The following is a 20,854-nucleotide window of genomic DNA, read 5'->3' as shown; positions in this document are numbered from 1 at the left end:
TGCTCCAACGTCTTCATTGCAGGTACTTTTCGCAGTGCGATAGGCAAACAGTCTATGCCGACAAACAATTTCCGTCTTGTCGCAAAAATTTCTTTAATCACAGCATACCAAACCGAACAAAACTGGCGCTTCCAAACCACTTGGGATGTTACTTTATCCCCGGAACGCCTGCGATCAATGGGAGAGCAGAAATTTCCAAGTCTCAATAGATGGCGCGCCAAAAATTCAGCCACCGCACGGTATCTCTCAAGATTTCATGTACACAGGCAGACTGGACACGTTACCCAACAAGATGGCCTTTGCCATTTCTTCAAATCCCCTGTTCAAGAACTCAATTGAACCCCAGTCAATCTAGTCTCCTGAACCGCACTAAAAAATCATCTAACTTTCTGTCGCACACGACCATTCTCTGCACGATTTTCACTCGCTACAGGTTGCAACACACGCTAGTGTTGTGCAACAATTTGTATGTTTTGTACGATAAATTGGACTTTACATGCCCACTATCCACGAAAAAATCGAATGCCTCATCGCAGATAGGGGGCTAACGAAGCGAAAAGCAGCCGAGATGGCGGGTATCAAATATACCACTTTCCACAGCGCCATGACCAGTCAACGTAAGATGGATTTCGAGACCATAGACGCAATTTCAAAAGCCCTCCGCGTTGATATTCGCTTCTTCTCACAAACTAAATCCAAGGTAACCTTGGAGCCATGCTCAGAAATTGATGACCTCAACTCTAAAGCGATAGGCCTCCTCGACGAAGCCTTTCAAGCTGGCGTTCGGAGCCACCTATACGCCGGTAAGGAAATTTCGCTAGAAGCTTTTCTTAATTGGTGGTTTGCTAGCAGTGGGAGACTGGAATACGCTGATCAACTAATTCCATATATAGATCTATTCAACAAACCCACGAGCGATGACAAGAGAATCCAACCGCTCCAAACGGGCCCACAGAGTCTCGCTTCTGTTTGCTTTGACGTACAGCATCCAGGTCAGCTTATTGAAACCCTGGAAGGATTTGATGGTAACATAAATGCAAGACTGTTGAATGCCCACCGAGAAGCATTGGAGAAGGGTGAACCTGTAATCAGCCACCCTTCGCTAGATGTAAATTTACGAGACGGAAAACGATTTACTCGTAGATACCGAAGGGTTTTAGCCCCAGTCACCTTAGCAGATGGCACGACCTTGGTGGCAAACTACTCACAGGACATTCGCCCTCAGTAAATCCGCCTGAAGAATGTGTTCCAACTCTGATCGAGGCGCCCCAACCCACCATTCGGTGCTGCAACGCAGTTTCGGCTCTGGAGTGGTCCATTTTTGTGCTGCGGACAATGATTGCGTAAAGCCGTAAACCAAATCTAACCGGGCTTGGATATGCCTTTCAGGAATGAATGCATAGACCCAGTCTACGTTCCATTGTGTAATCGCTAACACCTGCAACAAGCGCATAAACGAAGCTAGTCGATCCCGCTTCCCCCTGCGACCTGGCTGAAACGTCAGCTCCCCGATATAGGCAAGCCTTCCCGACAGTTTTTCTCCCAATGGGGGAGCAACCCAGTCCAACGCAGCTCCCGATCTATTGGGGAAATGATGGCGTGAAATTCGCTTTTGGTATTGGATGAAATTTTCTCGCCCAATATCCTGCAACATCGCCGCTGCGCCACCGATACGTTGATCCCCATCCTTTAGATACAGCCAGAACGCCGTCTTTTCAGTGTGGTCAACTCGTGACACATCAAATCCTGGCATTTGAAAATTTCTTTCAAACTCTCGCGCATCTTCCGGCACCGCCTCAAAGTCGGTCGAATATTCGACCGACAGCCCCTGCTCTTTCAGCTTTCGCAAGTATAAAGACGCCACCTCTAGAATTTGAAGCTGGTTCATCTCACTATCTCTCCCTCACTTTTAGATTTCGGTCACGATATATGCCCCATTACCCTCGTCCAAGTTCGTACGTGATCTAATAAATTTAGATTTGGGAGATCGAAAGTGTGCCACGTCAGTGGGAGACACCAAAAACAGCGCGCGGTGAGACACTGAACATGGTCTGCCAGCCCCCCCCAGCAAACCTCCACTGGCCCCACGCATCTTGACACGCGCCAAATCCTTTGGCGCAGTACCCGTCGCCAGCCAATATTCTTAGATGACGCAACACTCTCCAATAGAGACTTGTAGCTAGGACATCTATTTGGCCGGGTTTCGGGCCCCGGCCCTTTCCCACACCGGCGCGCTGCGGCACATCACAGAGGGCGCGCTTTTCACTCACGGAATTCCCCCGGGACCCCCCGCAAATCCAACAAAGGAACCTAAGAGGACGCCATGCAGGTACAAACGGAAACCTCAATCTGTACACCAGAAACTGGTGCACAGCAGCACTTCGAAACGAGTTCTAAAACACCCTAGCTGTAGCCAATAGCCGCTTGTGGCTTACCGCTTTCCCTAAATAAATTACTCTTTGAACCCCAACGCTACACGTTGGATCATCAGATTTTCGCCTAGCTATTTGTCGAGTATGAGGTGTGAGCCAAATTGAAACGTGCCTCAATTTGATCACAGAACTCTGCCACAGATCCTTCGTGAATTGTATTATTGCTCGGCATATTATTATTAGGTACTCAATGAAAACCAATATCATAATTCTTGCATTTCTCGGCGTCGCGGGATGCAGCGAACCGGTGGAAGGGCCCAAAGGCTATGGGTTTGGACCGGTCACCTCGGCGGCTCCTTACAACTCCCGTACAAGGTCTGAAACTTTGACCTACGGAGAAACGCATTCTCGTCAAACTGGACATCTCGGTCGGGCTCCCGGGCTGTACCAAACGTCGACCGGAGTACCTTGGCTCGTTTTTGAATCATCGAACGCTGCAAAAGGAGGCGCTCCATTGCAAGGAACCCCTGCCATGCGAAGTGCGATCAGCTACGCAAGCAGTAAGTGGACCCCACCTTACGCCAAGCGCATAAAGAGTGATGATGGTGATGCGCTAATTCGTGTGGTGACCGTTGATGGTAATTCGTTTGCAGTCATGAGAAGTATTCGTCCGAAGAACCTTTTGAATGCAATGTTTTCGAACGACACCTACTACAAAATATTGGATCAAGGCATTAGACAATCCGGTTGTGTGACATCGGGTGAAACCATTGCTCAAAGCTCACAAGGAGTGATTCAAAGCCTTACCGCGCCAGTAAATTGCTGATCTGACTTTCTATTGTAGTAGCAATGTTCAGTGTTGCTATCTGGATATTCGGCGCACGGAGAATCCTAAGTCTGCTCTGGGCCGTTTGCGTTGGTTGGGTCATCAACACTGAGTGACCGCAAGGTCCCGCATAGTTGCCGTTGATGCCCCTAAATGGTTTGGCGACCCTTCGATGTTGCACTTCAGAAGACCCACATTGACCAATAGTAAAACTGCAGATTGCAACTGATTGACGAATACTCACTGCACACATCTACCAGCCCAACGAACTCCAATGAAAGCAGACGGCAAACAAATGAAGAATGGGAGAACGAAAATAAAGTTCCCCGCCTATCAGCACGTGATCGATCCGTAGAATCAAAAAAGTCTCTGCCTTTTCTTTCGAAAAAACAGAGACTTATCTTGGTACCCAAGGCCGGACTCGAACCGGCACGCCCGTTAAGGCGGGGGATTTTGAATCCCCTGCGTCTACCATTCCGCCACTTGGGCCTCGGGGAACTCTCTAACCAAGCCCGCGACTGAGGTCCAGAGGCAATTTTCCTTCTGAGGCCAACATTTTGACGAATTATCTGCCCTTCATGTTGACCAGCCACCCAACACCAGTATTCAACCTATAAAAACCGATAACAGGACACCCAACAATGCTTCGCAGCCTTTACAATCGTACAATGGCGCTTGCCGATCATCCGCATGCTTTGTGGTGGCTGGCTGCAGTGGCCTTTGTTGAAAGCTCGTTTTTTCCCATTCCACCAGATGTCCTGATGATTCCGATGATTCTTGCGCGTCCTTCTCGGGCTTGGCTGATTGCGCTTGTGGCACTGGTGGCCTCTGTCCTGGGTGGAATGCTGGGCTATGCGATTGGTGCCTTTTTCTACGACAGCATTGGTCAGCCATTTTTGGAGGCTATGGGCAAAGGTGACGCCATGTTGGCATTTAATGACAAGTTCAACGATTTTGGATTTTGGGCCGTACTGGGCGCGGGGATTACCCCGTTCCCGTTCAAAGTGATCACCATCATGTCCGGCTGGACAGGCATGCCGTTAGGGACCTTTATTGCCACTGCCATTCTGGCCCGTGCACTGCGGTTTTTCCTGGTCGCTGCCCTGTTATGGAAGTTTGGGACACCAATTCGTGACTTCATCGAGAACCGTTTAGGGCTTGTCTTTACTGTCTTTCTGGTGCTGCTGTTTGGCGGATTTCTATTGCTCAGGTATATTTGACATATGCGCCGACTTCTTATTCTTGCCGCTGCTGGCGGCTCTGCCGCGCTCCTTCTGGGGGCGCTTGGGTTCCAGTACATCGGTGAAATGCCGCCCTGCAAACTGTGCTACTGGCAGCGTTATCCCCATGTCGCAGCCGCCGGTATCGGTGTACTAGCACTGATGATCCCCGGCGCGCTACTGCCCTACCTGGGTGCGCTGGCTGCGCTCACCACATCTGGCATCGGCTTCTACCACAGTGGCGTTGAACGCGGATGGTGGGAAGGCCCCACAACCTGCACCTCTGGGCCCATTGGCAACCTCACACCGGAACAGCTGATGGAACAAATCATGGGTGCGCCATTGGTGCGCTGCGATGATATCCCATGGGAGATGTTCAGCCTTTCCATGGCCACATGGAATGGAATTGCATCTTTGATTTTAGTTGGAATCTGGATTGCGGCAGCCCGGACCAGCGCCCACTGAAGCAAACAGGGCCTGAGGTGGTGAGATTGCCGCCTCAGGTTTCTTTTTTGGTCGACAACAGCAGATTTGTTTCACTACTGACAACCCCGTCAAAAGTCCGGATCTTGGCCAGAGCCATATCCAGCGTCTCCAGCGTCTCGGTCCCCAGTTCAACGATCAAATCCCAACGCCCATTGGTCGAATGAATGGCTCGCACTTCAGGAATACCTTGTAATTGCCTGGTAATCCTGTTGGCACCACGCCCCTCAATCCCAATCAGCATCAACCCGCGTACAGGGTCCCGTAGCACGTCCTCTTTGACAACAACTGTAAAGCCAAGAATATCGCCACGCGACTGAAGCCGCTCAATCCGTGCTCTCACTGTGGTTCGTGACAGGTTTAACTGCAGCGCCAGGTCCGACAATGAAGCCCGCGCATCATGTCGTAGCGCTGACACCAGTCGCTCATCCGTTTTGTCCATATTAACTTCCAATTTGGCAATACAGCTACCCTTATGTACAAATTCATCCCTGTATTCCACCACTAAACGGAGATTTGTTGCACTTAACCAAACGCAAATCCAAGGAGTCCACCCACGTGACCCCGCAAACATGTATTCTCATCGGTGCTCCGGTCGACAGTGGCAAACGCCGCGATGGTTGCCTGATGGGACCAGATGCCTTTCGCACCGCTGGCCTGAACGCAGCCCTGTCCGATCTTGGTCACAGGGTCGAAGATTTGGGCAATCTATCCCCTGCCCCATATACGCCTGACACTGATGACGGCCCTCTTGTTGCGCCAAATGAAACCATTGGCTGGACCAAACAGCTTATGGCCAGCGCGGAACAGGCCATGACACAGGGGATGCCAATCTTCCTTGGTGGTGATCACGCGCTGTCGCTTGGCTCAGTTGCGGGTGTTGCCAACTATGCTGCAGATCAGGGGCGCCCACAGTTTGTGCTTTGGCTAGACGCCCACACTGATTTTCACACACCACTGACCACGGACAGCGGCAATTTGCACGGCACACCAGTTGGCTATTTCACCGGTCGCAGTGACTTCAACGGATTTCCGACCGTGAAAAACCCGGTACCCCAGGAAAATGTCTGTATGATTGGGTTGCGTTCCGTCGACACGCCGGAACGACTGGCGCTAGAGGCCAGCAATATCCATCGCCACGATATGCGTGACATTGATGAAAATGGTATCGCCCGCCCACTCTCCACCTTTTTGAACCGTGTGGCACAGGCCAATGGGTTTCTCCACGTCTCTCTGGACGTAGATTTCCTGGACCCCTCGGTTGCTCCGGCTGTAGGCACCACAGTCCCCGGTGGCGCGACTGTTCGTGAAGGCCACCTAATATGCGAAATGTTACATGATTCCGGCCTGATGACATCTCTCGATTTAGTCGAGCTCAACCCCTTCTTAGACGAGCGCGGTCGTACCGCACATCTGATGGTCGATCTGTGTGCCTCAGCTCTTGGGCGCCGTGTATTTGACCGCCCTACGCGGAGCTATCCGTGAATACGCTGCAAGCACCAAGTGCGGTTGTCATGATACGACCGCACCAGTTTCGTTCGAACCCAGAAACCAGCGGCGACAATGCCTTTCAAACTCTGCCGAGCCGCTCGCTCAGTGACACTTCAAAGACTGCACTTGCCGAATTCGACGGTGCAACCAAGGCGTTGCGCTCTGCTGGTGTAATCGTACATGTGTTTGACGACACAGGAACAGAAACTCCTGACAGTGTCTTTCCCAACAACTGGTTCTCGACCCATGTCGGTGGTCACGTCGCCCTCTACCCGATGTCCGCTCCAAACCGCCGCAAAGAGCGGCGGTCCGATGTGATCGAGATGCTGAAACAGAAGTATCGGGTGCAGGATGTCATCGACTATTCCGGGCTTGAACACGACAATTTGTCGCTCGAAGGCACCGGTGCCATGGTTCTGGATCACATTGGCCGCATCGCATACACAGCTAAATCCAATCGCGCGGATCCCGTGCTGCTGGAGCGTTTCTGCACGCACTTCAACTATGAACCCATTGTATTTGAAGCCAAAGATTCAAACGGAAACGACATCTATCACACCAACGTTCTGATGGGTATCGCCACTGAATTTGCATTGATCTGTCTAGACATGATTGTTGATCCAGCTCGACGCGCAACAATTGTGCAGCGGCTAGAGGAAAGCGGCCGGGAGGTCATTGATCTGACAGCAGACCAGATTTCCTCATTTGCTGGAAATGCCATGGAGCTGAACGGACACCAGCGCCACCTTGCCCTGTCCGCGCGCGCTCTCGATGCACTCACACCCAGTCAAATTGCAACAATCGAACGCAGTGCAACGCCACTGCCACTCACCATTCCCACAATCGAAACTGCCGGAGGATCCGTACGCTGCATGTTGGCCGGCATCCACCTGAACGCCCGCGAAAGGATCATCCAATGACTCAACCTTCCAATAAGGCACTTGTACCTTTTGTCAGCGTAGACAACATGATGCGGCTTATTCATCATGTTGGAATTGAGCAAATGCTGATTGATTTGGCCAACTATGTTGAAGATGATTTCAAGCGCTGGGAGAAGTTTGACAAAACCCCTCGCGTAGCCAGCCACTCAGAGGTTGGTGTCATTGAACTGATGCCCACGTCAGATGGCGAGGCCTACGGCTTTAAATACGTCAATGGCCACCCCAAGAACACTTCGGAAGGGCTGCAAACCGTTACTGCATTTGGCCTGATGGCGGATGTCTACACCGGCTATCCGGTGTTGTTGACAGAAATGACAATACTGACGGCTCTACGCACTGCGGCAACCTCAGCCATGGTGGCAAAATACCTGGCTCCAAAAGGCGCTGACACAATGGCCATGATCGGCAATGGCGCACAGTCCGAGTTCCAAAGCTTAGCTATGAAAGCCATCTGCGGCATTACGTCGGTTCGCCTTTACGACACCGACCCAGCTGCCACTGCAAAATGCGCAGCAAACCTGGCCAGCACTGGATTGGATGTGGTCATTTGCAAAACGCCGGAACAAGCCATTGAGGGAGCACAAATCCTCACCACCTGCACCGCGGATAAGCAATGCGCCACAATCCTAACCGACAACATGGTTGGCGCAGGTGTCCACATCAATGCAATCGGCGGCGATTGCCCCGGCAAAACCGAGCTGGCGGCCGGGATCCTAACCCGTTCGGACGTTTTTGTTGAATTCCCACCTCAGACCCGTATCGAAGGTGAAATCCAACAGATGGCTGAGGATTTTCCGGTCACTGAATTGTGGCAAGTGATCAACGGTACGAAAACCGGCCGTACCAGTGATCGCCAGATCACGTTGTTTGACAGTGTTGGCTTTGCGATCGAAGACTTTTCAGCACTCCGCTACATCCGAGACCGCATCAAAGACAGCGATTTCTTCTTTGAATTGGACATGTTGGCCGATCCAGATGATCCACGTGACCTGTTTGGTATGGTTCAACGCGCCGCCCAATAAGCCAGCAAATCCCGGCATTCTGTGCCGGGATTTCTCCCTCAACATTGCCTATGCATCCAACTCAGCGTCCCAGTACAGAAAGTCCATCCAACTTCCATGCAAGTGGTTCGGTGGGAATTTTCGGCCTGTATTGCGCAATTCTTCTGCGCCAGGTTGCCTTGGCGCCTTTTGCAAGAACATGTCCAGCCTGTGCAACGGTTTTGACCCCTTGCGCAGATTACAGGGTGAACAGGCCGCAACCACGTTTTCCCAGCTGGTAACACCGCCGGCGGCTCTTGGCACAACATGATCAAACGTCAGGTCACCACGTGCCCCGCAATATTGGCAACAAAATTCGTCCCGCAAGAATAAATTAAAGCGCGTGAAGGCCACGCGCTTTTGGGGTTTCACATAGTCCTTTAGCACCACCACCGAAGGTATTCGGATCACTGTACTGGGGCTGTGCACCTCTTCATCGTATTCGGCTACGATATCAACACGCTCCAGCCAGGCTGCTTTGATCGCATCCTGCCAAGGCCATAGGGACAAGGGATAATAGGACAATGGCCGATAATCGGCATTCAACACCAGCGCCGGATGTTGTTTCAAGGCGCCTGGCGTGCGCACAAAGTCAGTTCTAAAGTCGCCATCCATCTGAAACGTCTTCCTCGCCCTGTCTACCCGTCTATCCGGTACCAGAGCGGGGAACCCGCCCCAGCATATGATTAACTATATATCGTGGTTGAAACCTGACAAGCCCCCAGTTTCCACTATATCTCGCAATTAGCATATGCGGGAATTGTAACAGCAAAATGATAGCAACCCTTGATTTGCCTGTGCCCGCCTCGTATGGGCGGGCATGACCCGTTTGATCCGCTTTAACAAACCCTTCGATGTGCTGCCACAGTTTACTGATCGTGGCACAGCAGGTGGGACTCGCCGCACCCTGAGCGATTTCATTACCCTGCCCGGTGTTTATCCAGCCGGACGGCTTGACCGGGACAGCGAGGGCTTGATGCTGCTGACCGACCACGGCCCGCTTCAGGCCAAGATCTCGGACCCCAAGCACAAAATGGCCAAAACCTATTGGGTGCAAGTTGAAGGCACCCCAGACATGGCCGCCCTGCAAGCGCTTGCCCAGGGGGTTGAACTAAAAGACGGGCTGACCAAACCAGCCCAGGCCCGCGTCATCGACGAGCCAGAAAACCTGTGGCCGCGCACACCGCCCATTCGTGTTCGTAAAAACATACCCGACACTTGGGTTGAACTAACGCTGCGCGAAGGCCGCAACCGTCAGGTGCGCCGAATGACCGCTGCAGTGGGCCATCCGACCCTGCGACTGATCCGCTGGAAGATCGGAAACTGGACATTGGAAGGGCTGAAACCAGGAACCTGGCAAGATGCCCCCCAAACGACCAAACCAACCCGAACGCGTCGCTAGCGCATATGGGCCAACAATAACCTGAGCCAGCTGTTGCCAGTACTGCGTACGGTCAGGTCATCGGATGTTCGGAACTACCATTCAGTATAGCGCCCAATCGCGATTGCCGTCGGGTCTGACACCCCCGACATCAGGATCAGGGCCCTGTTTAAATCAGGGCGCTATTGAGATGCATTTACGCTCGGGGATAAAATCCCCGGCCTACCCCGCTTGCGCGGTACCGCCGCTAGTATTTGCCTTTACCACCAGCTTGAATGCTGAAATCCAAACTGGATCAGAACCGGCAGGGATCTACCCTGCCGGTCCATAGACTGTGGTTACAACCCCAATTTGTCGCGCATAAAGGCCAGCGCAACACTCAGCCCATCCTGCGCAATTCCATGACCAGTTCCCTTTTGGATATGGGCAAACACATCCTGAAAGCCAGCTTCCTGCAAGGCTTCTGCGGCCTCAGGTAGCGATTGCGGTGGAACCACGTCATCCGCGTCTCCATGGACCAGTAGGATCGACATTTTGCTGACCACTTCATCCTTCAGCGTTTCGGGTGACAGTAAGCGGCCCGAAAAGGCGACGATACCCGCAACCGGATCTTCGCGACGCGGTGCGACATGCAACGCCATCATCGTGCCCTGGCTAAAGCCAAACAGGACCACCTGTTCGGGCAGCACGTCCTCGTCCACCATCAACGCATCAAGAAATGCATTCAGATCATCAATCGCCGACCGCATCCCGCGCTCAGATTCTTCCTCAGATGACCCGTCAATCCACGGGATAGGAAACCATTGGTACCCCATCGGCGCCCCAGCACAGCGCTCAGGGGCATCAGGAGCAACAAACAGCGTATCCGGCAGATGTTCACCCAAAGGATCTGCCAGCCCAAGCAGGTCAGCACCATTGGCCCCATAGCCATGTAGAAACACCACAACCGAACGGGTGGTGCCTGACACAGGCTCTTTTCGTTCGGCGGTCAATACTCGAGTCATCTGATACCTTCTCTGGATTTTGCTACATGGTAATAGGAAAACAAAAGCCGGGCTGCAACCGACCGCCAAGGCGACCAATCCTCAGCCATCTTGCGCAACTCTTTTTCTTTTGGGCGGTCCGGCAATTCAAACAACATTCTTGCGGCTTCCTGCAAGGCCAAATCCCCCGGTGCAAAAACATCCGCACGGCCAAGCGAAAACATTGCATAAATCTCTGCGGTCCAGGCTCCTATCCCAGAAACCGTGACCAATTGCTCCACTACTTCGTCATCAGGAACATCGCGCAAAGCATTGTAATCAATATTCGCTTCAGCCAAAGCACGCGCATATCGAACCTTCGGTCTGCTTAAACCTGCCGCTCGCAACTCCTCTTCGCTGGCTGCCATAACCTGAGACAATTCAGTAAGGTTGGCCTCCTCCATCCGCCGCCAAATGGCCCGCGCCGAGGCAACACTGACCTGTTGACTGATAATCGCCGACAACAACTCAGAAAATCCATCAGGTTTGCGTCGAAGCGGCAATGGGCCGGTTAATTCCAGCGCAGCCGCAAAACGCGGATCGTAATTCGCCAACCACTCGGCCCCCTCCGCTACACAGGCATCACTTGATATTATGCGGCCAATATTTTGATCTGACGCCACGTCATTCTCCTGCTTCACAATCACTTGCAGATTAGCCACAGGTTCCAGCACAGCAAGCGGCTTGTGCACACTGTTTTTCGCAGCTACGCATTCGCCATGACAATTTGTATGACCACTCACGATGACCGTGCCGCCAAACGCAATGTCGCCATTCTGGTAATGGCGCAGGCTTTCCTTGGCTCGCAAATGCCAATCATCTTCATCGTTGGCGGCTTGGCTGGCCAATCCCTGGCCTCTAACGCCTGTTTTGCAACCTTGCCAATCTCACTGATTGTTCTTGGCTCGATGTTATCGGCCACACCTATTTCAGCCATCATGCAGAAATGGGGTCGCAGGTTCGGGTTTATCATTGGCGCTCTGGGTGGCGCCGTCGGCGCTATGGTTGGTGCTTATGGTCTATATCTTGGGTCATTCCCCATTTTCCTAGCCGGGAGTTTCCTGACGGGTGTCTACATGAGCGCGCAGGGTTTTTATCGCTTTGCTGCGGCAGACACAGCCAGCGAAGGCTTTCGCCCAAAGGCCATTTCATATGTTATGGCTGGTGGTTTGCTCTCCGCAATCATTGGCCCACAACTGGTCAAAGCCACCAGCGATGCCTTTGTCATTCCATTTTTGGGCGCCTATATGGCGGTGATCGCAATCAACGTAATTGGCGCGCTCTTATTCCTGTTTCTCGATATCCCCAAGCCCGCGGCCCCTAGCGCAGACGCGCCGCATGGTCGGACCCGTTGGGAGCTGTTGAAAACGCCCCGCATTGCCGTTGCGGTGATCTGCGCCATGGTTTCATACGCTTTGATGAACCTGGTGATGACTTCGACACCGCTCGCTGTGGTTGGCTGTGGTTTCACCCAGAACAATGCGGCTGACGTGGTCACAATGCATGTACTGGCGATGTACATCCCTTCGTTCTTCACCGGTCACCTGATCTCCCGCTTTGGTGTTGAAAAGGTAGTTGCCGCAGGTCTGGTCATTTTGGCTGGCGCAGGCGCTGTAGCCCTGAATGGGGTTGAACTCAGCAACTTCTTTGTTGCGCTAATTCTCCTGGGACTGGGCTGGAACTTTGGTTTCATCGGTGCCACCACCATGTTGGCTGGGGCCCATGAACCACACGAACGTGGCCGGATGCAGGGTCTAAACGATCTGTTGGTCTTTGGCGGCGTGACCTTTGCCTCGCTGTCCTCAGGCGGCTTGATGAACTGCTCGGGCGGCAATCCGGTAGAAGGCTGGAACGCCGTCAACATGGCAATGGCACCGTTCCTGGTTCTGGCTGGCGGAGCACTACTGTGGCTAACCCTTAGGCCCAGTACCGATAGCCTTCCAGCCGAAAAAACATAACTCACCACCTCTCGGTATTCTCCAGGGAGGGTTTCACCAACGCCTATTTACTTCTTTTCAAACGATAACACTAAAGCTTGCGAGATTTCATGTTCTGGAAACAGTCATTGATTGGTGAAGATTTACGCCATTGGATCGAAGACAACTACGATTGGGTGCATGAACATCGCCCGACCTGGTGGAAAACCGCCCAATTGGTAACTCCTACTCGAAAACATTTTTCAGCCACACACGGTGACGACCACAAAACTGCTCAGGCTGTTACACACGATATAATGCGGCTGCTAGGTATGGATTACCAAATACAACTGGAACCGCTTCCAGAACTACCGGACGAGTTGCGTCACGAATATGGTAAGTCTTCTGAAGTTGTTGGAGAATACTGGCACGACGATGATGCTCCTCTCATCACGTACCGCCCCAGCTTGCTCCGAACACCACTCGCCTTCATCAACACTATGGTACATGAACTAATCCATGCCCGGCTTGCACCAGTTGCAGATGAACTTCCTGGTGGTCTTGTTGCGCATGAACTTGCAACCGACCTACATTGCATAATTGCAGGATTTGGCGTGATCCAGCTGCAGGCCGCGGAGCAAATGGGTTGGACTGGATACATGACACAACCCTCTCGCGCAGTTGCTCTGGCTGAATTTCTGCGTCTCAAGGAATTCGAGCCCGAGCAGGCACTGAAGCACCTGTCCGGCCGCCCCAACAGGTGGCTGAAAAAAGCTATGAAGGCCGCCTAGATTTACCAGCGCCCCAATGCTGCACGCCACAATAAACCCGACCGACGGTTGAATTCGCTTAATCCCAAAGCGCCCTGTACAACCCGTTCAGGCTGTTTGATGGCCTGTTTTAAAATACCTTCGGCCTGCCATCCAGCCAACAGAGCAACACCGGACTTCGTCGAAACCCGTCCCGAGTTTTTACGGGCATTCAGCAACCGTTCCAGTGCCTTGCGTGCCAGCGCTCGTACACCTTCGGGTGTCCCATCCAAAAGTGGAACTCGTTTTTGGGCTTCCAGTTCCGGAATTGCACGCAACCAATTTGCCACCCCGACACCATAAGCGAAATCGCGCACGACGCCCTCCTCCGCGGGGCCCAGTGCCCCTGCAGCCATCCACATTAGCCCCCCCGATGTAGCATCGATATAGGCGTCAAACTCCGCCTCATCCCCAAAGGGGTCGCGGTAGATGTCCCAGCGCCGCGCCTCAGCCATTGCATCAATGACACGCGCCAGTTCGGGTTTCAGCAACCGCGCTAAAGGTGTGGCCACAAAATGCCGCCGAACCGACTGACCTGCAGCAATCTCAGTTCCCAGATCACGCCACCACTGTAGTCTCATTTCAGCAATCATGCTCTCCGAGCTGGCCCAGGGCGCACGCGACAGCTCTACATTGAAAGCATAGATCGCAAACAGCACCTCACGTGCGGCGACTGGCGCAGCCATAACAGCCTGAAACCGGTCCGCGTCTCCGGTCTGCACCAGTTCGGCACAAGACCGCAGATCATCATCAAAACCCATCCAAATAGTCCTCAATCGCGGCTAATGCCTGCGGTGAATCCACGATATCCAAATGTCCTGTTTCAGGAACAATGTGATATCGACCTTTTACCGTTTGCGCCGACATCAGCGGCTTGTATTGTTGTGCCACAAAAGCCTCGTCCTGCTCACCCGCAACAACAAGAAAGGGTGGCAAGCTACTGATATCAGACAAATAGTCAGATCTCGGCGAATAGCTGACATTCATCCGGTATGAATACTGTGTTGTCGCAAGATCCCCTAGTGGCCCGTCCAAAACGGCATTTGGCATGTTAAACTCAATCACCGAAACAGAGTTCAACAGCTCAATACCAACAGCATTTAACATGCTCACGCCGATAATGCGTCGGGTCAGTGGTCGTGCCCAGCCACCAGAATTTCGTCGAGTCGTTGGTGCGTTGTACTTCAAAAACGGCGCTAACAAGATAGTGCCATCTAGCATGTTTCTATGCGCACCACCTGCCATCCGCACCGCCAGACCACCGCCCGATGAATGTCCGAGCAACACGACTTTTTGCCCCGGGGCCCGCTCTGTATCTATCAGATCAGCCAAGTCATCTTCAAGCTGGCCAATGTAATCTACATCCCCACGCCGACCCGGTTTGGCGCCATGGCCACGCAGGTCCGGAACTAAAATTCGACCATACTTCAAAAGGCTCGACGCCAGTCCGCTAAACTGTAATCCATTCCAGCCAGAGCCGTGCAGCAAAAGGATCAATGGCCCATCTGCGCCCGAGGTATATTCGCGCACTTGCAGATCGTAGCCATCACGCATTGTTACAGCGCCGGGAACCGGCGCATCATCGCTTTTGGCCAAGACCTGAGTGAAGTCCAACCCGCCGTCAGTGAACGTGCCATTGGGTCGCTGCGAGGCAATCAGCCCCAGCGCCAACACTCCGAACCCAACAATGCCATAGACGACACAGCGCAACAGCGGCGCGATCACTTGGCCTCTCCGTCACGGATAAGTTTCCAGCGTATTGCATCCAGCAACGCCTCGAACGAGGCATCTATTATGTTTGGGCTGACGCCAACGGTGGACCAACGTCGGCCTGTGTCGTCTTCGCTGTCGATGATGACACGGGTCACCGCTTCGGTGCCGCCCTGAGTAATTCTCACTTTGAAATCCACCAGACGCATGTCGTCAAGCGCCGCCGAATACCGCCCAAGGTCCTTTATCAGCGCCTTGGCCAACGCGTTTACTGGCCCCCGGTCACTGCCGGTTTCATCAACCGATTCACTGACCGACAGCCGCTTTTCGCCATCGACCTTAACAACCACAACGGCCTCAGACAGGCTGATCATCCGGTTGTACTTATTCTTGCGACGCTCAACGGTGACTTTGTACCGTTTCACCTCAAAGAACTCAGGAAGCTGCCCCAATTCAGCCCGGGCCAATAGCTCAAAACTGCCCTGCGCGGTGTCATAGGAATAGCCCAGATCCTCGCGGACCTTGATTTGCTCCAGAATACGACCCAACGCCGGATTGCCCTTTTCGACATCCAGCCCGGCTTCGGTCAATCTCCTGCGCAGGTTGCTTTGCCCGGCCTGATTTGACATCGGAATGATGCGCGCATTGCCCACCAGTTCGGGTTCAATATGTTCATAAGTCGTAGGATCTTTCAGGATCGCACTGGCGTGCAGCCCGGCCTTATGCGCAAATGCCGAAGCCCCGACATATGCCGCTTGCCGCATTGGCACTCGGTTCAGTATATCGTCCAGCATTCTGCTCACGTGGGTCAACTGTGCAAGCGCCCCCCGGTTCACACCAATGTCAAATTGGCTTGTGTAGGGCTCTTTTAGCAGCAACGTCGGGATCAATGAGGTCAAGTTGGCATTGCCACACCGTTCCCCCAGCCCGTTCAACGTCCCTTGAACCTGCCGCACACCAGCCTCTACGGCTGCCAGCGAACAGGCCACTGCATTTTCAGTGTCGTTATGAGTGTGGATACCTAAACGCTCACCGGGCAGTCCAGCCGCGATCACCTCTGCGACGATGCGGTGCACTTCACTTGGCAGCGCGCCACCATTGGTATCACACAGCACAACCCAGCGCGCGCCAGCATCCAGTGCGGCTCGACAGGCGCTAATCGCATACCCCGGATTATCCTTGTACCCATCAAAGAAATGCTCGGCGTCATACAGCGCTTCACGCCCCTGTACCACGATATGAGCAATCGAGGCGCGGATGTTTTCGATGTTCTCTTCCAGCGAAATGCCAAGCGCAGCCGTCACATGGTAGTCATGTGCCTTACCTACCAGACACACGGACTGCGTCCCCGCGTTCATCACTGCCGCCAGCACATCATCATTCTCGGCTGAACGCCCGGCCCGTTTGGTCATCCCAAAGGCGGTCAAGCGCGCCTTGGTTTTGGGTGCCTCGTCAAAGAACGCGCTATCGGTCGGATTTGCTCCGGGCCAGCCACCTTCGATATAATCTACACCTAGGTCGTCCAATGCCTGGGCAATCTGCTTTTTCTCGGCAGTGGAGAACTGTACGCCTTGGGTTTGTTGCCCATCACGCAATGTCGTGTCGTAGAGATAGAGGCGCTCTTTGGTCATGCCACCGCCCCCAAATCTAAATCAGCCCCGTGCCTTTGGCACGGACAGCGCCCGACCCTCCCCATGGGAGGGAGCATCAAGCCCCCCCAGGATCGGTCGCTGTCTTGTGTGGGTATTGTCAGGACTTTCACAGCAGCCCCTCCAGTTTGGAAGCATCAAAGCCAGGGCCCGGAACCAGTTCCACCCCAGCCTTGCTCATCCGGACCTCAAGACCGGCCTCAACAAAGCCTGCCTTCAACCGGTCCACTTCAGAGAAGTCTTTACTCGCCATGGCCGCGGAACGCGCCTCGGAAAGTCTGACCTCAAAACCAGACAAATCGATATCGGCAGTCTGAGCCCACTCACCAGCCTCATCGCTGAGCAGCCCAACCAATTGCCCTGACGCCAGCAACCCAGCCGCATCACCAGCCGCAGCCAGTTTATGCAGTTCGGTAATGGCACCCGCAGTATTCAGGTCATCCGACAGTGCCTCGACAACCGCGGCAGCAGCGTTGGCGGCGGGTTCGATGCCCTCCGTCAGCGCCCGCCATTTACGCAGAGTGACCCCCGCTTCCTTTGCCTTTTTGTCAGTCCAGTCCATCGGTTTACGATAATGGGTCGACAAAAACACAAAACGGATCACTTCTCCCGGAACGCCCTGCTCCAGCAAATCCCTGACAGTAAAGAAATTACCCAGGCTCTTGGACATCTTCTTGCCCTCTACCTGCAACATTTCGTTATGCAGCCACACTTTTGCAAAGCTATCGTCGCCATTTGCGCAGCAGCTTTGCGCAATCTCATTTTCATGATGCGGGAACATCAAGTCATTGCCACCACCGTGGATGTCAAAGGTATCCCCCAGCAGCTCAAACGACATGGCAGAACATTCGATGTGCCAGCCCGGACGTCCACGACCCCAGGGGCTGTCCCAGCCCGGCTGTGTCTCGTCCGATGGCTTCCACAGAACAAAGTCCATCGGGTTGCGTTTATATGGTGCCACCTCAACCCGAGCGCCAGCAATCATGTCATCAACTGAGCGACCAGACAGCTTGCCATAGCCCTGCTTCCAGCTGTCCACCGCAAATAACACATGACCTTCTGCTTCATAGGCATGGCCCTTTGCGATCAGTTGTTCGATCATTGTCACCATCTGCGGGATGTACTGCGTGGCACGCGGCATGTGGTCCGGCTCATTGGCCCCCAAGGCAGCCATATCATCGAGAAACCATTGGATGGTTTCATCGGTAATCACCCCAATATCACGGCCGCTCTCTGCTGCACGAGTGTTGATTTTGTCGTCAACATCAGTGAAATTTCGCACATAGGTCACCCGATCCGCACCATAGGTTTGACGTAGCAATCGGTTCAATATGTCGAAGACGACCACCGGGCGTGCATTGCCTAGATGGGCGCGGTCATAGACTGTTGGGCCACAGACATACATCCGCACATTATCCGGATTAATCGGCGTAAAGACCTCTTTAGTGCGGGTCTTGGTGTTGTGCAGTTTGATCACGGTCTCGGTCCTCATGACAGATTCTTAGTACGGCACGAGCAAGTGCCTGGCGCGCAGCGCGGGCTTAGCAATTTGTCAGATAGATTGAAACGACAGATACCGGCCCGCTGGATTGATCAGCAGGTAATGCAGCAAATAATAATGGTGCGGGTCTGGTTCATGGGTCGTGGATACCACGACTAACGCGCTTCGCCAAGCCTGTTCTGACTGTTCATGCTTCACAAAGCCAAAACCGGCTACTGGTCTCCCTGATGTCGCAAACTGACGAGGCTGTCGCAGTCAGTGTTGACAGCCTTCACAATGCCTGCCCCTCTCGGGGCCTGTAGACAGGAGGGCCAACATGTCGTTGTCGCAACGGATTACACATCTGAACAAAAACGGGACAGATGGCTGGGAAGTGTTTTTGCGCGCGCGCTCAATGAAGGCCGCAGGTTTGCCTGTTGTTGAACTAACCATCGGCGAACACGATATTCGCACTCAAGCAGACATCCTGGAGGCCATGCATGTTTCCGCCATGAATGGTCATACCGGTTACGCAATGGTTTCGGGTACAGATCAGTTACGGGACACAATCGCTAAACGAGTCAGCCTCCGCACAGGTGTTCCAACCGATCGTGACAATGTTCTGATCACCCCCGGAGGCCAATCGGCCCTATTTGCCGCCCATATTGCGCTGTGTGACCCCGGTGATCGAGCCCTGTATCTGGATCCTTACTATGCCACTTACCCAGGCACCATCCGTGGCACAGGCGCCCAGGACGTTGCTATCCAAACTCATTCGCGCGACGCATTCCTCCCACAACAGGCGCCATTGGACGCAGCAGCGCCGGGTGCAAAATCCCTGCTGATCAATACGCCCAATAATCCATCTGGTGTCGTCTATCCAAAGGAAACGATAGAAATGATATCGGGAGTCTGTCAGCGCCATGACCTGTGGCTGATTTCGGACGAAGTTTATGACACGCAGATTTGGCAGGGAGAGCATGTCAGCCCTCGTGCCCTGTCCGGCATGGCAGAGCGCACGCTGGTGATTGGTTCAATGTCAAAGTCCCACGCGATGACAGGGTCGCGCTGCGGTTGGATCATCGGACCGAAAGATGTGATTGCGCATCTGATCCATTTGGCGACCCATACCACCTATGGCGTTCCGGGGTTCATTCAGGATGCCGCTGATTACGCCTTGAAGCAGGGGGCTGATCTTGAGGTCGTTATTGCAGAACCATTCAAACGACGCAGGGCCTTGGCCCTAGAGGTTCTTTCCCAGCAAACTTTGCTGCGTGTGATCCCACCGCAGGGGGCCATGTATCTGATGCTGGACGTTCGGGAAACCGGACATAGTGGAAATAGCTTCGCCAATCTATTGCTGGAAACGTACAACATTGCAGTAATGCCGGGTGAAAGCTTTGGTCACGCTGCTGCGGCTCATATCCGTATCGCCATGACCGTCGATGACGATGTATTTGTTACTGCACTTCAAGTGTTGTGTGACTTTGCTCAATCTCTTGGCAAGTGACCGTTCAACAGTTGGCAGGCTAAAACCGAAACGACGCGCGCAGGGACAAGGAATTAGAACGCATCATGCCCCCGTTCTCCAATCCATTGACTTCCTGATGCAGAATTTCGCCACCAACCCGTAGGTTTTGATTTAGGGAATACGACATTCCAAGCCCGATCACCGCGCCGATATCGTCATCCAGCTCAGTTTCAGCCCGCACCCCCCCAATAGCAACATAACCAAGGGTCTGGCCAAAATCATAACCAACACGCAGTTTTATCCGCTGCATTTCCTGGGTTTCGATACTACCAAGTTGGATTTGGGCGCGCTCGACCTCAAGCTCACCGCCAAGAACCAGTTGACCAAAATCAAGATCATACCCCAAGTGAAGTCCAGCGGCTCCAGCGTCATGCCCAGTCGAACTGTCCATACTTGCATTCTGACGGGCAATGGATGCGCCAAGAAGAAAGCCACTCCAATCAGCAGAGGTAACCGGTGTCGCGACCGCCAATGCAGTCGTCAGGCTAACCACAAGCCAGGTCAGGTTTTGATTTTGTTTGGCAACAGGCATGATCTTGTCTTTCTTCAGGCGCCCACAGGTATCTACTACCCCCTTGGCCTTCAGTATCACTCAAATTGCTTAACAGTTGGTTCCTCAGATCACGTCTTGCGCGCCCATGTCGTCATCTTTCTAGCGCTCGTTTTGCAATTCGGCACGCAAACCAAAGCAGCCCCCTGACATTTGCCCAACCTCCTGGATCCGGATCTAAAAGCCAGACGATTTAGGAAGCGGCTTGAACTTCAAGTTTATCCCGATGACATGATGGGCCTAAAAAATAAGGGGGGCCATAGCCCCCCAGTTTCGTTATCCAAGCTCAATAGTTTACCGCTCGTATTTTATTGCCTGCGGCTTGAATACCGTCTGGGGCGAGCGCACCCACCCCTTGTTCTCTTGAGACCTGAAAATAAGTCTCATACATCCGTTATTTTGAAATCTGGGCCGTACTGGGTACAAATTTCAT

At 53.3% G+C, this 20,854-nt stretch carries 21 protein-coding genes and 1 tRNA gene; 11 read left to right on the top strand and 11 right to left on the bottom strand.

Annotated features, from left to right (window positions below):
- Nucleotides 1-496: 496 nt before the first annotated feature.
- Nucleotides 497-1,228, top strand: a complete 732-nt coding sequence (locus FEE96_RS20300; protein WP_138164963.1) for a helix-turn-helix domain-containing protein — start codon at nucleotides 497-499, stop codon at nucleotides 1,226-1,228.
- Here FEE96_RS20300 and FEE96_RS20295 read toward each other — a convergent pair.
- A complete protein-coding gene (locus FEE96_RS20295; protein WP_138164962.1) occupies nucleotides 1,205-1,888 on the bottom strand; it encodes a hypothetical protein in 684 nt (227 codons plus the stop codon). The two genes, FEE96_RS20300 and FEE96_RS20295, sit on opposite strands and share 24 nt — an antisense overlap.
- Before the next feature lie 734 nt (nucleotides 1,889-2,622).
- On the opposite strand from FEE96_RS20295, the gene FEE96_RS20290 reads away from it, so the two are divergent.
- On the top strand, nucleotides 2,623-3,198 hold the full coding sequence (locus FEE96_RS20290; protein ID WP_138164961.1) for a hypothetical protein: 576 nt from the start codon (nucleotides 2,623-2,625) through the stop codon (nucleotides 3,196-3,198).
- Nucleotides 3,199-3,601: 403 nt separating this feature from the next.
- Here FEE96_RS20290 and FEE96_RS20285 read toward each other — a convergent pair.
- Nucleotides 3,602-3,687: transfer RNA gene (locus FEE96_RS20285), tRNA-Leu, on the bottom strand.
- A 152-nt stretch (nucleotides 3,688-3,839) separates the two neighbouring features.
- On the opposite strand from FEE96_RS20285, the gene FEE96_RS20280 reads away from it, so the two are divergent.
- Nucleotides 3,840-4,418: a YqaA family protein gene (locus tag FEE96_RS20280; RefSeq protein ID WP_138164960.1), complete on the top strand. Its 579-nt coding sequence runs from the start codon at nucleotides 3,840-3,842 to the stop codon at nucleotides 4,416-4,418.
- A gap of 3 nt (nucleotides 4,419-4,421) precedes the next feature.
- The gene (locus FEE96_RS20275; RefSeq protein WP_138164959.1) at nucleotides 4,422-4,883 is read left to right on the top strand and encodes a disulfide bond formation protein B; all 462 of its coding nucleotides are present in this window, start codon (nucleotides 4,422-4,424) and stop codon (nucleotides 4,881-4,883) included.
- Between the two features lie 34 nt (nucleotides 4,884-4,917).
- Here the strand turns inward: FEE96_RS20275 and FEE96_RS20270 are convergent, their stop codons facing one another.
- Nucleotides 4,918-5,343, bottom strand: a complete 426-nt coding sequence (locus FEE96_RS20270) for an Lrp/AsnC family transcriptional regulator (RefSeq protein WP_138164958.1) — start codon at nucleotides 5,341-5,343, stop codon at nucleotides 4,918-4,920.
- 116 nt (nucleotides 5,344-5,459) lie between these two features.
- On the opposite strand from FEE96_RS20270, the gene rocF reads away from it, so the two are divergent.
- Genes rocF through FEE96_RS20255 form a run of 3 tightly spaced genes read left to right on the top strand, consistent with a single transcriptional unit; the run spans nucleotide 5,460 to nucleotide 8,355 of the window.
- Nucleotides 5,460-6,386 carry an arginase gene (gene rocF, locus FEE96_RS20265; protein ID WP_138164957.1) on the top strand — a complete coding sequence of 309 codons (927 nt, stop codon included), beginning with the start codon at nucleotides 5,460-5,462 and terminating at the stop codon, nucleotides 6,384-6,386.
- On the top strand, nucleotides 6,383-7,312 hold the full coding sequence (gene ctlX / locus FEE96_RS20260) for a citrulline utilization hydrolase CtlX (RefSeq protein WP_138164956.1): 930 nt from the start codon (nucleotides 6,383-6,385) through the stop codon (nucleotides 7,310-7,312). The genes rocF and ctlX overlap by 4 nt, the downstream gene beginning before the upstream one ends.
- Nucleotides 7,309-8,355, top strand: a complete 1,047-nt coding sequence (locus FEE96_RS20255) for an ornithine cyclodeaminase (RefSeq protein WP_138164955.1) — start codon at nucleotides 7,309-7,311, stop codon at nucleotides 8,353-8,355. The genes ctlX and FEE96_RS20255 overlap by 4 nt, the downstream gene beginning before the upstream one ends.
- 48 nt (nucleotides 8,356-8,403) lie before the next feature.
- On the opposite strand, the gene FEE96_RS20250 is transcribed toward FEE96_RS20255, so the two are convergent.
- Nucleotides 8,404-8,988: an HNH endonuclease gene (locus tag FEE96_RS20250; RefSeq protein ID WP_138164954.1), complete on the bottom strand. Its 585-nt coding sequence runs from the start codon at nucleotides 8,986-8,988 to the stop codon at nucleotides 8,404-8,406.
- 205 nt (nucleotides 8,989-9,193) lie between these two features.
- Here FEE96_RS20250 and FEE96_RS20245 point away from each other — a divergent pair, with 205 nt between their 5' ends.
- Nucleotides 9,194-9,775, top strand: a complete 582-nt coding sequence (locus FEE96_RS20245) for a pseudouridine synthase (RefSeq protein WP_138164953.1) — start codon at nucleotides 9,194-9,196, stop codon at nucleotides 9,773-9,775.
- Between the two features lie 317 nt (nucleotides 9,776-10,092).
- Here the strand turns inward: FEE96_RS20245 and FEE96_RS20240 are convergent, their stop codons facing one another.
- The gene (locus tag FEE96_RS20240) at nucleotides 10,093-10,758 is read right to left on the bottom strand and encodes an alpha/beta hydrolase (protein ID WP_138164952.1); all 666 of its coding nucleotides are present in this window, start codon (nucleotides 10,756-10,758) and stop codon (nucleotides 10,093-10,095) included.
- A complete protein-coding gene (locus FEE96_RS20235; protein ID WP_138164951.1) occupies nucleotides 10,755-11,399 on the bottom strand; it encodes a DNA-3-methyladenine glycosylase family protein in 645 nt (214 codons plus the stop codon). The genes FEE96_RS20240 and FEE96_RS20235 overlap by 4 nt, the downstream gene beginning before the upstream one ends.
- Nucleotides 11,400-11,495: 96 nt before the next feature.
- Here FEE96_RS20235 and FEE96_RS20230 point away from each other — a divergent pair, with 96 nt between their 5' ends.
- Together FEE96_RS20230 and FEE96_RS20225 are read left to right on the top strand one after the other, a co-directional pair.
- Nucleotides 11,496-12,734, top strand: coding sequence for an MFS transporter (locus tag FEE96_RS20230; RefSeq protein ID WP_138164950.1), 1,239 nt, complete (start codon nucleotides 11,496-11,498; stop codon nucleotides 12,732-12,734).
- Nucleotides 12,735-12,823: 89 nt separating this feature from the next.
- The gene (locus FEE96_RS20225) at nucleotides 12,824-13,483 is read left to right on the top strand and encodes a hypothetical protein (protein ID WP_138164949.1); all 660 of its coding nucleotides are present in this window, start codon (nucleotides 12,824-12,826) and stop codon (nucleotides 13,481-13,483) included.
- A 2-nt stretch (nucleotides 13,484-13,485) separates the two neighbouring features.
- Here FEE96_RS20225 and FEE96_RS20220 read toward each other — a convergent pair whose 3' ends face one another.
- The 4 genes from FEE96_RS20220 to cysS form a co-directional block, all read right to left on the bottom strand.
- A complete protein-coding gene (locus FEE96_RS20220) occupies nucleotides 13,486-14,262 on the bottom strand; it encodes a squalene/phytoene synthase family protein (protein ID WP_138164948.1) in 777 nt (258 codons plus the stop codon).
- Nucleotides 14,252-15,226, bottom strand: coding sequence for an alpha/beta hydrolase (locus FEE96_RS20215; RefSeq protein WP_212744802.1), 975 nt, complete (start codon nucleotides 15,224-15,226; stop codon nucleotides 14,252-14,254). Before FEE96_RS20215 ends, FEE96_RS20220 begins: the two co-directional genes overlap by 11 nt.
- On the bottom strand, nucleotides 15,223-16,842 hold the full coding sequence (gene cimA / locus FEE96_RS20210; protein ID WP_138164947.1) for a citramalate synthase: 1,620 nt from the start codon (nucleotides 16,840-16,842) through the stop codon (nucleotides 15,223-15,225). Before cimA ends, FEE96_RS20215 begins: the two co-directional genes overlap by 4 nt.
- A gap of 127 nt (nucleotides 16,843-16,969) precedes the next feature.
- Nucleotides 16,970-18,352 (bottom strand): cysteine--tRNA ligase, encoded by a 1,383-nt coding sequence (gene cysS / locus FEE96_RS20205; protein WP_138164946.1) that lies wholly within the window; start codon nucleotides 18,350-18,352, stop codon nucleotides 16,970-16,972.
- 325 nt (nucleotides 18,353-18,677) lie between these two features.
- Here cysS and FEE96_RS20200 point away from each other — a divergent pair, with 325 nt between their 5' ends.
- A complete protein-coding gene (locus tag FEE96_RS20200; RefSeq protein WP_138164945.1) occupies nucleotides 18,678-19,850 on the top strand; it encodes a pyridoxal phosphate-dependent aminotransferase in 1,173 nt (390 codons plus the stop codon).
- Between the two features lie 19 nt (nucleotides 19,851-19,869).
- Here FEE96_RS20200 and FEE96_RS20195 read toward each other — a convergent pair whose 3' ends face one another.
- A complete protein-coding gene (locus FEE96_RS20195) occupies nucleotides 19,870-20,403 on the bottom strand; it encodes an outer membrane protein (protein WP_138164944.1) in 534 nt (177 codons plus the stop codon).
- Nucleotides 20,404-20,854 lie beyond the last annotated feature (451 nt).

The organism is Parasedimentitalea maritima, from assembly GCF_005771405.1.
GTDB classification, from domain to species: Bacteria; Pseudomonadota; Alphaproteobacteria; order Rhodobacterales; family Rhodobacteraceae; genus Parasedimentitalea; species Parasedimentitalea maritima.
Note: the sequence above shows the minus strand (reverse complement) of the source record. Positions and strands in the feature narration are given on the sequence as shown.